At 71.1% G+C, this 14314-nt stretch carries 2 protein-coding genes; both read right to left on the reverse strand.

Annotation, left to right across the window (positions count from 1 at the left end):
• Nucleotides 1-4402, reverse strand: a 4402-nt coding sequence (locus ABTZ59_RS36205) for a type I polyketide synthase (RefSeq protein WP_351425299.1), incomplete at its 3' end; no start/stop codon positions are given.
• A gap of 42 nt (nt 4403-4444) precedes the next feature.
• Nucleotides 4445-14314 (reverse strand): type I polyketide synthase (locus ABTZ59_RS36210; protein WP_503003863.1); only part of this gene is annotated, 9870 nt, incomplete at its 5' end.

Here is a 14314-nt window from a genome sequence, read left to right on the forward strand (position 1 = left end):
CCGCCGCAGCCTCAAACCGGACCAACTCCGTCAGCTGCCGCTCCTGCTCCACCACACCCAAACCCGCAAGCCGCCCCGCAAGAGCCGACACACCCTGCTCCACCCCAGCAACCTCGAACACCGCACGCACCTGCGGCAGCTCACCCAACAACGCACTCGGCCGCCGCGACATGAACGTACCCGCGAACCGCACCCAGTCGACATCAGCGACAACAACACTCCCATCACCACACTCCAGGGCCGCGGCCAGACCCGCGATCGCCACAGCCGGAGCCATCGTGGCCAGGCCCCTGCGGCGCAACTGGGCTGCCACGTCCTGCCCGGCGTCCGCGACCATGCCACCGTCGCCCCACGGGCCCCACGCGACGGCCGTGGCCGGCAGACCCGTCGCCCTGCGGTGCTCCGCCAAGCCGTCCAGGTAAGCATTGGCCGCCGCGTACGCGCTCTGCCCACCGCTGCCCCACACACCGGCGATCGACGAGAACAGCACGAACGCGTCCAACGGCGTATCGCCCAGCAGCTCGTGCAAGTTCCTCGCGCCGGTGACCTTGGCCGCCAGCACCTCGCCGAACTCGGCGAGGTCGGTCGGATCGAGGTCGGCAAGGGGCGTAGAGCGCTCGATGCCCGCCGCGTGCACGACCGCGGTGAGCGGGAACTCGGCGGGCACCGAGGCAAGCACGTCAGCCAGCGCGTCCCGGTCGGCGGCGTCACAGGCCGCGATCGTGACATGGGCACCGAGCGCGGTCAGCTCGGCACGCAGTTCCTCGGCGCCATCGGCCGCCAGCCCACGCCTGCTGGTCAGCAGCAGGTGTTCGGCCCCCTTCGCCACCAGCCACCTGGCCACGTGCGCACCGAGGGCGCCTGTACCACCGGTGACCAGGACCGTCCCGCGCGGCGACCAGCCCTCGCCTGAAACCTCACCCAGCGGCGCGGGCACCAGCCTCCGGCCAAGAACCTCCCCGCCACGCAAGGCGACCTGGTCCTCACCGCTCGTCCCGGCCAGAGCACCGACAAGGAGATCACCGGTCGCGTCGTCCAGCACCTCGGGCAGGTCCACCAGGCCGCCCCAGCGGCCAGGGTGCTCCAGCGCGGCCACCCGGCCCACACCCCACACCATCGACTGCTCGAACCCACCGACGACGTCACCAGCGCCCACCGACACCGCACCCGACGTCAGACACCACAACGACACCGACACCGACGCATCCGCGTCACCCAACGCCCGCAACAGACCAATCGTGGCCGCCACACCCACAGGTACAACCGACCCACCCGCGTCCGCGAGCCCCAACAACGACACCACACCACTCAGGGCAGGCAACCCGCCCAGCAGCCCCGCCCAGTCGAGCGTCTGCGGATCGACGTAAAGGACACGCACATCCGCACCGTTACGGTTCAGCGCGTCACCCACCCACTCGGCACGCTCCTCACCAGCCGGCGCGACCACCAGCCAGACACCCTCCAACCGCCGACTCCCGGCCGCCACCGGCCGCCAGTCGATCCGGTAACGCCAACCGCCCACAGCTGTTCGGCCCTGCTGTTCCCTGCGCCACGCGGACAACCGGGGCAGCACGGCACTCAGCGGATCGTCCGACGACACATCGAGCGTGCGGGCGAGATCAGCGAGGTCACCGTCCTCCACGACCCCCCAGAACCGTGCCTCCACGGGCGACATCCGCTCGACGCCCTCCACGGTGGGGATGTCCAGCCAGTAGCGTTCACGCTGGAACGCATACGTCGGCAAGTCGACCTGGCGCGCGCCGCTGCCCGCGAAGTAAGCGGTCCAGTCAACCGCCACACCCTGCGTGTGCAGTGCGGCGACCGTGGTGACGAGAGCGAGCTCTTCGGGTCTGTCCGCCCGCAGGGCGGGCAGGAACGCCGCGTCGGGCGCGCTGCCGAGACCGAGGGCGGACAGCGTCCCGCCCGGCCCGATCTCGACGAACACACCAGCACCCTGCTCGCGAAGGGCCACGACCGCGTCGTGGAAGCGCACCGACTCGCGTACGTGCCGCACCCAGTACTCCGGCGAGGCCAACTCCTCGGCCACCGCCAACCGGCCCGTCAGCGCCGACACAACCGGAATCTCCGGCGCCGCGAACGACACGCCCTCCAACACCCGACGGAACTCATCCAGCATCGGATCCATCAACGGCGAATGAAACGCGTGACTCACCCGCAGCCGGGAGACCTTCCGACCCGCGCCACGCCATCGCTCCGCCACCATCTCCACACCAGCGGTCACACCCGAAACCACCACCGACGACACACCATTCACCGCCGCGATACCCACACCGTCAGGCAACTCCGACGCCACCTCGGCCTCGGACGCCTGCACCGCCACCATCGCACCACCCGACGGCAACGCCTGCATCAACGCACCCCGAGCCGACACCACCTTGACCGCGTCGGCCAACGACCACACGCCCGCCACATGCGCCGCCGCCAGCTCGCCGATCGAATGCCCGGCCACCACATCCGGCCGGACACCCCACGACTCCAACAACCGGAACAGAGCGACCTCAACCGCGAACAGCGCCGGCTGCGTTACCCCCGTCTCGTTCAGCGCCTCGGCGTCCCCGCCGAACAGGACTTCACGCACCACCGGATCGAACTCGCCCAGCACACCGTTCAGAGCTTCCGCGAACACCGGGAAGCGCTCGGCCAGTTCACGCCCCATACCGAGCCGCTGTGAGCCCTGACCCGAGAACAGGAAAGCCAGCTGGCCGGGGTCATCGGCGACTCCCCTGACCACCGCGCCGGTCGACTTGCCTTCGGCCACGGCCGCCAGAGCGTCCAGGAACTCGGTCCGGTCACCGGCGACCACCACCGCGCGGTGGTCCAACGCCGCCCGGGACGCCACGAGCGAGTAGCCGACATCAACAAGGGCCTTGTCATCCACCATGGACATCAGACGCTCGGCCTGACCACGCAGGGCTTCCTCGCCCCGGGCCGAGAGCACCCACGGCACCAGGCCGAGGCCGTCACGTATCGGCTCGGGGGCTTCCTCCCGCTCGACCACGGGGGCCTGCTCGATGATGGTGTGTGCGTTGGTGCCACTCACTCCGAACGACGACACACCGGCTCGCCAGGGCTGTCCCGTCTCCGGCCAGGGCCGAGCCTCCGTCAGGAGCTCTACGGCACCGGCGGACCAGTCCACGTGCGACGACGGCTCGGTGACATGCAGGGTGCGCGGCAGCACACCGTGCCGCATCGCCAGCACCATCTTGATCACACCGGCCACACCGGCGGCGGCCTGGGTGTGGCCGATGTTCGACTTCAACGACCCCAGCCACAGCGGCCTGCCCTCGGGCCGGTCCTGCCCGTACGTCGCCAACAGCGCCTGCGCCTCGATCGGATCACCCAGCGTCGTACCGGTGCCATGCGCCTCCACCACGTCCACATCCGACGGCGCCAGACCCGCACTGGCCAGCGCCTGCCGGATCACCCGCTGCTGCGACGGGCCGTTCGGCGCCGTCAGACCATTCGACGCACCGTCCTGGTTCACCGCCGAACCCCGCACAACAGCAAGCACCCGGTGCCCGTTCCGCCGGGCATCCGACAACCGCTCCACGAGGAGCATGCCGACACCCTCACCCCAACCGGTGCCGTCGGCGCTGTCCGAGAACGCCTTGCACCGGCCGTCCACCGACAGTCCGCGCTGGCGGCTGAACTCCACGAACGAGCCCGGCGTCGTCATCACGGTCACACCGCCGACCAGGGCGAGCTCACACTCGCCCTTGTGCAGCGCCTGCGCCGCCAGATGCAGCGCCACCAGCGACGATGAACATGCCGTGTCCACTGTGACCGCGGGGCCTTCAAGGCCGAACGTGTAGGACAGCCGGCCGGAGATGACACTGGCCGAGATACCGGTACCCGCGTAGCCCTCGACACTCTCCGGCACGGCCCTCAACAGCGCCGCGTAGTCCTGGCCGTTGGTACCGACAAACACACCGGACCGGCTGCCCCGCAGCGAGTTGGGGTCGATGCCCGCCCGCTCGAAGACCTCCCAGGAGGTCTCCAGCAGCAGCCGCTGCTGCGGGTCCATGGCCAGCGCCTCACGCGGCGAGATCCCGAAGAAACCCGAGTCGAAGTCCGCCACCCGGTCGAGGAACGCGCCCATCCGGCTGTACGTGGTGCCCGAGTGCTCGGGGTCCGGGTCGTACAGCGATTCCACGTCCCAGCCACGGTCGGCCGGGAACTCCGCTACCGCGTCCCCGCCTTCGGCCAGCAGCCGCCACAGGTCCTCGGGAGACTCGACACCACCGGGGAAACGGCAGCTCATGCCGACGATCGCGATCGGCTCGCTGGCTTTCTCCTCGACCTCGCGAAGCCGTTGCTTGGTCTGCCGCAGATCCGCGGTCAGGCGCTTCAGGTAGTCGAGGACCTTGTCGTCATTCGACATATGCTTGCTAACCCCTCTTGGTAAAGAGTCGGGACCCGCGGATCAGGAGTTGCCGAGTTCCTCGTCGATGATGTCGAACACGTCGTCCAGCGTTGCCTTGTTCAGGTCGTCCACGGCGGCCTCGGGCTCCTTGTCGTCCCATGTGGACAGGAGCGACCGGAGCCTGAGCCGGATGTCCCCGACCAGCGCGTCGTCCGGGTCGAGTTTGGAGATGGTGATCGTCAGCTTGTTCAGCTCGCTGAGTGCCGCGGCGGCCGGCGAGCCTTGGTCCGCGAACAGCGTCGTCCGCAGGTGGGCCGCGAGCGCAGCCGGGTTCGGGTGGTCGAACACGAGGGTGGCGGGCAGTCGAGAGTCGACTTCGGCGTCGAGCCTGTTGCGCAGTTCCACGGCGGTGAGCGAGTCGAACCCGAGCTCCTTGAACGCCCGGTCCGCCTCGACGGTCTCCGGTCCCGCGAAGCCGAGCACGGCCGCGGTGTGGGTGCGGACGAGGTGCACCAGCGCCCGGTCCTGCTCCGCCTCGGTGAGGCCCGCGAGCCGCTGGGCGAGCGGTACCGCGCCGGAGCCGTTGCCGGACCGCGCGGTGCGGCGGGCGGGCGTGGGCACCAGACCGCGCAGTAGTGGCCGCACCTGCTCCGGGTGGGCTCGCAGTGCGGACAGGTCGATCGAGGCGGGCACTGCGGTCGCGGCGCCGGCCGCGCGTGCCGCGTCGAACAGCGCCATGCCGTCCTCGGAGGACAGCGGGAGCATGCCGCCCCTCGCCATCCGCTGTACGTCGGCCTCATCGAGGTGGCCGGTGATGCCGCTGGCCTCGGCCCACAGGCCCCACGCCAGCGATGTCGCGGGCAGCCCGGCTGCCCGGCGGTGCTGCGCGAGCGCGTCCAGGAACGTGTTCGCCGCGGCGTAGTTGCCCTGGCCGGGACTGCCCAGCACACCGGCGATGGCGGAGAACAGCACGAACGCCGTGAGATCCGTCCCCGAGGTCAGTTCATGCAGGTGCAGCGCGGCATCGGCCTTGGGGCGGAACACCGTGTCGATGTGTTCCGGGGTCAGCGACTCGACCGTGCCGTCGTCCAGCACACCCGCGGTGTGTACGACAGCGGTCACGGGGTGCTCGGACAACAGCGCGGCGATCGCCTCGCGGTTGCTCACGTCGCACGCCACGGCCGTGACACGCGCGCCCAGTTCCTCCAGTTCCCGGCGCAACTCCTGCGCGCCCGGCGTGGCGGCGCCGCGCCTGCCGGTCAGTACCAGGTCCCGCACTCCGTGGCGGGTGACGAGGTGGCGCGCTGTCAGCCCGCCGAGCATGCCGAAACCACCGGTGATCAGGACCGTACCGTCGGGGCCGAACGCCACCGGTTCGGAGGCGTCGGCCGGGGTGGCGAGCTGTGCCAGCCTGGCCACCGAGGCAGCGCCGTTCCTGACCGCGACCTGCGGCTCCCCGCTCGTCACGGCTGCGGGCAGCCTGCGCAGCGACTCCTCGTGCTCGTCCACGTCGACCAGTACGAACCGCGCCGGGTGCTCCGACTGCGCCGACCGCACCAGGCCCCACACGGGGGCGCGTACCAGGTCCGGCACGTCCTCGTCCGGCCCGGCCGCCACCGCGCCGCTCGTCACGAGCACGAGCCGCGACTCGGTGAGCCTGTCGTCCGCGAGCCACTTCTGGAGCAGGTCGAGGGTGAGACGCGTCGCCTCGCGGGGGGTTGTCGCGCCCTCGCCGGGCGCCACGGCCACACACCGGGGCACGGGCGCGCCGCCATCGACGGCGGCCAGCAGGGCGGCCAGGTCGTCGTGTTCGCCGACCGGTTCACCCGCCGCGGTGAGCGCGTGGGCCAGCCGGGCGGTGTCGCCGCCGAGCACCGCCCACGTACCGGTGTGGGGAGCGGCGTCCGGCATCGGAACCCACTTCACCTCGAACAGCGCGTCGCGGTGGGTGGATCGCGCGAGGTTGAGCTGATCGGCGGAGACGGGTCGCAGTCTCAGCTCGTCGACAGCGGCGACCGGCTCGCCGTAGCCGTCGGCGACCAGCACCGCCACGGCGTCCACTCCGACCGGCGTCAACCGGACCCGAAGCGCTGTCGCACCGGTCGCCGTCAGCCGCACCCCGGCCCACGAGAAGGGAAGTCCGTCCGAACTCACTCCGACCCCGATGACGTGCAGCGCGGCGTCCAGGAGAGCGGGGTGCAGGCCGAAGCCCTCAACCGCGAGGCCGTCCGGCAGCACCACCTCGGCGAACGTCTCGTCGCCCTTGCGCCAGGCCGCGCGCAGCCCCTGGAAGGCGGGGCCGTGGTCGAGGCCGGAGGCGGCGAGGGTGGCGTAGTGGCCGTCCAGCTCGACCGGCTCGGCCTCGCTCGGCGGCCAGGCGACGAGGTCGTCGGTGACGGGTGCCGCCTCGGCCGCCAGGGTGCCGGTGGCGTGGCGGGTCCAGCCACCGCTCTCGTCCCCTCGGGAATCCACGGTGAACGCCCGCCTGCCCGACGCGTCCGGCCCGGCGAGGCTGAGCCGCACCTGGACACCGTCCCGCTCGGGCAGCACCAGGGGCGTGCCCAGCACCAACTCGTCCAGGGACGCGCAGCCGACGTGGTCACCTGCGCGCAGCGCGAGCTCCAGGTAGGCCGCGCCGGGGAGCACAGCGGCGCCCAGGACGCGGTAGTCGGTGAGCCAGGGGTGGGTGCGAAGGGACAGCATGCCGCTGAACACGAGGCCCTCGGAGTCGGCGAGTTCGGTGACCGCGCTGAGCAGGGCGTGGTCCACCCGCCCCAGGCCGGCCGAGGTCACATCGCCGGTCGCGGTGTGCGTCGTCGTGGGCCAGAAGCGTTCGCGCTGGAACGGGTACGTCGGCAGGTCGGCCCACCGCGCACCGGGGAGCTCCCACTCCACCTGGCCGCCGCGCACGAGCAGTGTGCCCGCCGAGGTCATCAGCCGGGCCAGGCTCCCGTCCCCGCGCCGCGACGAGCCGACCACCACGCCGTCGGCACCGACCAGTTCGCCCAGCCCGGCCACCAGCACCGGATGCGGGCTCACCTCGACGAAGTCCTTGAAGCCCTCGGCGACCAGCGTGGAGACGGAGTCCGCGAACCGTACCGTCTGCCGCAGGCTTCGGTACCAGTACGCGGCGTCCATCCCACGGGTCTCCAGCCACCCGCCGGTCAGCGGGGAGAAGTACGGCACGTCACTGGAGCGCGGCGACACACTCGCCAGCCCTTCCAGGAGTTCCGCCTCGATCCGCTCGACGTGGTGGGAGTGCGGGGCGTAGTCCGCCAGGACCCGCCGCGCCCACACCCCCTTCTCGGCGCAGACCTCCATCAGCTCGTCCAGCGCGGCGACATCACCGGACACGACGACCGAGGCGGGGCCGTTCACCACGCCGACCGCGAGCTGCCCGTCCCACCGCGTCAGCAACTCCCGTACGGCGTCGACTCCGAGCGCGACCGACACCATGCCGCCTTGGCCGGACAGTACGGTCAACGCCTTGCTCCGCAGGACGACCAGCCGCGCCGCGTCCTTCACGGACAGGGCACCCGCGACGCACGCTGCCGCGATCTCGCCCTGCGAGTGCCCCAGCACGGCGCTCGGCTCGACGCCCCACGACCGCCAGGTGGCCGCCAGCGACACCATCACCGCGAACAGGGCGGGCTGGACGACATCCACCCGCTCCATCAGGACGGCATCCCGGATCGCGTCCAGCAACGACCAGTCGACGAACTCGTCCAGCGCCTCCGCGCATTCCTCCATCCGCGCGCGGAACACCGGCGAGGTCTCCAGCAACTCCTGTGCCATGCCGACCCACTGCGAACCGTGGCCGGGGAACACGAACACCACGCCGGCGCCGCGGTTCTCCGCCACTCCGGTCACGATGGTCGGCGCCTCACGGCCGTCGGCCAGGGCGGTGAGACCGGAGAGGAAGTCCTCCCGGTCCTGCCCCACCACCACGGCCCGGTGGTCGAACACCGACCGGGATCCCAGCGAGTGGGCGACGTCGGCGACCGACACGGCCGCCTCCCGCTCAAACTCCTCCCGGAGCCGGGTCGCGTGTTCCCGCAGCGCCTCGCCGGACCGCGCCGACAGCACCCACGGCACAACACCCGGTTCGCCCGGCTCGGCCTCGGCCGACGTCACCTCGGGTGCCCGCTCGATGATCTCGGGTGCCTGCTCGATGATGGCGTGCGCGTTCGTGCCACTGAACCCGAACGACGACACGCCGGCCCGCCGCGGCCGGTCCACGGCAGGCCACTCCCGCTGGTCGGTGAGCAGTTCCATCGCCGCCGTCGACCAGTCCACGTGCGACGACGGCTCATCCACGTGCAGCGTCCTCGGCAATACACCGTGCCGCATGGCCAACACCATCTTGATCACGCCCGCGACACCGGCGGCCGCCTGCGTATGGCCGATGTTGGACTTCACCGAACCGAGCAGCAGCGGTTCACCGTCACGGTCCTGACCGTAGGTGGCGAGCAGCGCCTGCGCCTCGATCGGGTCACCGAGCGTGGTGCCGGTGCCATGGGCCTCCACCGCGTCCACCTCGGACGGCGCGAGGCCGGCGGCCGCCAACGCCTGACGAATGACCCGTTGCTGGGACGGGCCGTTCGGTGCGGTCAGACCGTTCGACGCACCGTCCTGGTTCACCGCGGAACCCCGCACAACGGCCAGCACCTGGTGACCGTTGCGCTGGGCGTCGGACAACCGCTCCACGAGGAGCATGCCGACACCCTCGCCCCAGCCCGTGCCGTCGGCGCTGTCGGAGAACGCCTTGCACCGGCCGTCCACCGACAATCCGCGCTGCCTGCTGAACTCCACGAACGCGCCGGGCGTGGACATCACCGTCACGCCACCCGCCAACGCGAGCGAGCACTCGCCCGACCGCAGGGCCTGTACCGCCAGGTGCAGTGCCACCAGCGACGAGGAGCACGCCGTGTCCACCGTGACCGCGGGACCTTCAAGACCGAACGTGTACGACAGCCGGCCGGACATGACGCTCGCCGCGCTGCCCGTCGCCACATGGCCGCCCACGTCCTCGGCGGCCCCGTCCAGCACCATCCCGTAGTCCTGCACGTTCGAACCGACGAACACGCCCGCCCGTTCACCGCGCACCGAATCCGGGTCGATGCCGGCCCGCTCGAAGGTCTCCCAGGAGGTTTCGAGCAGCAGCCGCTGCTGCGGGTCCATGGCCAGCGCCTCGCGCGGCGAGATCCCGAAGAAGCCCGCGTCGAACTCCGCCACCCGGTCGAGGAACGCGCCCATCCGGCTGTAGGTGGTGCCCGCGTGGTCGGGGTCCGGGTCGTACAGCGATTCCACGTCCCAGCCGCGGTCGGCCGGGAACTCCGCCACCGCGTCCCCGCCCGCCAGGAGCACTTGCCACAGATCCTCCGGGCTCGACACACCACCTGGATACCGGCACGCCATCGCCACGATCGCGATCGACTCATCGGTCACATCGGAGACGGCGACAGGAGCGGAGGCAGCGGGGGTCACATCCGTACCGGACAACTCGACGCGCAGAAAAGCGGCCAGCGCGGCGGCCGTCGGATAGTCGAACACCACCGTCGCGGGCAGGGCGACTCCGGTGGTCTCACTCAGCCGGCCACGCAACTCCATCGCCGTCAGCGAGTCGAAGCCCAGTTCCTTGAAGGCGCGGGTCGCGGAGAACGCGTCACCGGACATGTGGCCCAGTACCGCGGCCGCCTCGTACCGGACCAACTCGGTGAGCTGCCGCTCCTGCTCAGCCACATCCAGACCCGCGAGGCGCCGCGCGAGAGCGGATGTACCGGGCTCCGCCGCAGCGGCCTCGAACGCGGCGCGGACTTCGGGCAGTTCACGCAGAAGCAGACTGGGCCGCTGCGACATGAAGGTGCCCGCGAACCGCTCCCAGTCGACATCGGCGACGACAACGTTCCCGTCACCACGCTCCAGAGCCGTGGCCAGACCCGCGATCGCCACAGCCGGGGCCATCGTCGACAAGCCCCAGCGGTGCAGCAGCGCGGCCTGCTCATCGGTCGCCACCATGCCACCGCCGCCGCCCCACGGCCCCCATGCGACGGCCGTGGCCGGCAGACCCGCCGCCCTGCGGTGGTCGGCCAAGGCGTCCAGGTAGGCGTTGGCGGCCGCGTACGCGCTCTGCCCGCTACTGCCCCACACACCGGCAATGGACGAGAACAGCACGAACGCGTCCAACGGCGTATCGCCCAGCAGCTCGTGCAAGTTCCTCGCACCGACGACCTTGGCCGCCAGCACATCGCCGAACTCGGCGAGGTCGCCGGGATCAAGGTCGGCGAGAGGTGTCAGGCGTTCGATGCCCGCCGCGTGCACGACCGCGGTGAGCGAGGGGACGTCGGCCAGCAGCGCGGCGACGGACTCCCGGTCGGCCATGTCACAGGCGGCGAAGGTGACGCGCGCGCCCAACTCGACGAGTTCGGCCTCCAGTTCCTCGGCGCCCTCGGCGGACCGGCCGCGACGGCCCGTCAGTACGACGTGCTCGGCGCCGTGCCCCGCCAGCCAGCGCGCCACGTGCGCACCGAGCGCACCGGTGCCGCCGGTGACCAGGACCGTCCCGCGCGGCGTCCAACCGGAGCCGGAGGTGTCCGCGCTCAGCGGCGCGGGCTCCAGCCTGCGCGCCAGAGTCTCGCCACCGCGCAGCGCGATCTGGTCCTCGCCGCTCGTTCCGGCGAGGACGGAGGCGAAAAGGTCACCGGTCGCCTCGTCCAGCGCCTCGGGCAGATCGACCAGGCCGCCCCAGCGGCCGGGGTGCTCCAGCGCGGCGACCCGGCCCAGACCCCACACCATCGACTGCTCGAACCCACCGACGACGTCACCCGCGCCCACCGACACCGCACCCGACGTCAGACACCACAACGACACCGACAACGACGCATCCGCGTCACCCAACACCCGCAACAGACCGATCGTGGCCGCCACACCCACAGGCACAACCGACCCACCCGCGTCCGCGAGCCCCAACAACGACACCACACCACTCAGGGCAGGCAACCCGCCCAGCAGACCCGCCCAGTCGACCGCCTCCGGATCCACGTAAAGGACACGCACATCCGCACCGTTACGCACCAGCGCGTCACCCACCCACTCGGCACGCTCCTCACCAGCCGGCGCCACCACCAGCCAGACACCCTCCAACCGCCGACCCCCGGCCGCCACCGGCCGCCAATCGACCCGGTACCGCCAGTCGTCGGCGAGGGACCGATCCCGCTGTTCCCTGCGCCACGCGGACAACCGGGGCAGCACGGCACTCAGCGGATCATCCGACGACACGTCCAACGTGCGAGCGAGATCGGCGAGGTCGCCCTCTTCCACAACATCCCAGAACCGTGCCTCCACGGGCGACATCCGCTCAACGCCCTCATCGACCGACGGAGCGTCCAGCCAGTAGCGCTCCCGCTGGAACGCATACGTCGGCAGATCCACCCGCCGCGCACCACGACCAGCGAACAACACCTCCCAATCCACCCCGACACCACGCACATGCAACTGCCCCACGGCCGTCGTGACAGCCACGGCCTCCGGCCGATCACCACGCAACATCGGCACGAACGTCGCGTCGGGCGCGGACTCCTGACCCAACGCGGACAACGTCCCGCCCGGCCCGACCTCCACAAACGTCGCCACACCCTCGGCCACCAGCGTGCCCACGGCGTCCGCGAACCGCACCGACTCGCGCACATGCCGCACCCAATACCCTGGCGAGGCCAACTCCTCGGCCGTCGCCAACCGGCCCGTCAACGTCGACACGATCGGGATCTCGGGTTCAGCGGACTCGATTCCCTCGACCACCGCGCGGAATTCGTCCAGCATCGGGTCCATCAACGGCGAATGGAACGCATGGCTGACACGGAGCCGCGTCACCTTACGACCCGCCTCACGCCACAACTCCGCCACCACCTCCACATCAGCGGCAGCACCGGAGATCACCACCGAGTTCGGACCGTTCACCGCAGCGACGCCCACAGTGTCGGGCAGATCCGGCGCGACCTCGGCCTCGGACGCCTGGATCGCGACCATCGCACCGCCCTCGGGCAGCGCCTGCATCAACGCACCCCGAGCCGACACCACCTTGACCGCATCGGCCAACGACCACACACCCGCCACATGCGCCGCCGCCAGCTCGCCAATCGAATGTCCGGCCAGCACATCCGGCCGGACACCCCACGACTCCAGCAACCGGAACAGCGCCACCTCGACCGCGAACAGCGCCGGCTGCGTCACCCCCGTCTCACCCAGCGCCTCGGCGTCCTCACCGAACAGGACTTCACGCACCACCGGATCGAACTCGGCCAGCACCCCGTCCAGCGCCTCCGCGAACACCGGGAACCGCTCGGCCAGTTCACGCCCCATCCCAAGCCGCTGCGAACCCTGACCCGAGAACAGGAAACCCACCCGGTGCGGCCCCGCCTCCCCCACCACAACACCCGGACCACCACGCCCCTCGGCGATGGCGGCCAGGGCCGACCGGAACTCGGCGGGCTCCGCGGCCACCACCACCGCACGGTGCTCCAGCGCCGCCCGCGAGAACACCAGCGTACGGCCCACATCCGCCACGGACAGATTCGGCGACCCGTCAAGGAGGGACTTGAGTCGCGCGGCCTGCTCCCGCAACGCCTCGGGACTCTTCGCCGACAATGCCCACGGGACGGACGCGCCAACAGGCAACGGCTCCGGGGCTTCCTCCCGCTCGACCACGGGGGCCTGCTCGATGATGGTGTGCGCGTTCGTCCCGCTGAACCCGAACGACGACACACCGGCACGGCGCGGTTCGCCGGTCTCCGGCCACGGCCGGGCCTCCGCCAGCAGCTCCACCGCACCCGCCGACCAGTCCACGTGCGGCGACGGCTGGTCCACGTGCAGCGTCTTGGGCAGCACACCGTGCCGCATCGCCAGCACCATCTTGATCACACCGGCGACACCCGCGGCGGCCTGCGTGTGACCAATGTTCGACTTGATCGACCCGAGCCACAGCGGCCGGCCCTCGGGCCGGTCCTGGCCGTACGTCGCCAGCAGCGCCTGTGCCTCGATCGGATCACCCAGCGTGGTGCCGGTGCCATGTGCCTCCACCACGTCCACCTCGGACGGCGCGAGGCCCGCGGCTGCCTGCGCGGCCCGGATCACCCGCTGCTGCGACGGGCCGTTCGGCGCCGTCAAACCGTTCGACGCGCCGTCCTGGTTCACCGCCGAACCCCGTACAACAGCCAGCACCTGGTGACCGTTGCGCTGAGCGTCCGACAGCCGCTCCACGACCAGCATGCCGACGCCCTCACCCCAGCCCGTACCGTCCGCGCCCGCCCCGAACGCCTTGCACCGGCCGTCCACCGCCAACCCGCGCTGCCTGCTGAACTCCACGAACGCGGCGGGCGTGGACATCACCGTCACGCCACCCGTCAGCGCCAACTCGCACTCGCCCGAGCGCAGCGCCTGCACCGCCAGGTGCAGTGCCACCAGCGACGACGAGCACGCCGTGTCCACCGTCACCGCTGGGCCTTCGAGCCCGAACGTGTAGGACAGCCGACCGGAGATGACACTCGCCGCGCCGCCGGTGCCGAAGTAGCCCTCGACGCTGTCCGGCACGGCCATCATCAGCGTCGTGTAGTCCTGGCCGTTGGTGCCGACGAACACGCCCGCCCGGCTGCCCCGCAGCGAGTTCGGATCGATGCCCGCCCGCTCGAACGCCTCCCAGGAGGTCTCCAGCAGCAGCCGCTGCTGCGGGTCCATCGCCAGCGCCTCACGCGGCGAGATCCCGAAGAACGCGGGGTCGAAATCCGCCATGTTGTCGAGGAAAGCACCCATACGGCTGTACGTGGTGCCTGTGCGGTCAGGGTCCGGGTCGTAGAGCGCCTCCACGTCCCACCCACGGTCGGCCGGGAACTCCGCCACCGCGTCCCCACCCGCCAGAAGGACATCCCACAGATCCTC

The sequence above is a fragment of the Streptomyces sp. NPDC094034 genome (assembly GCF_040303865.1).
GTDB lineage: Bacteria > Actinomycetota > Actinomycetes > Streptomycetales > Streptomycetaceae > Streptomyces.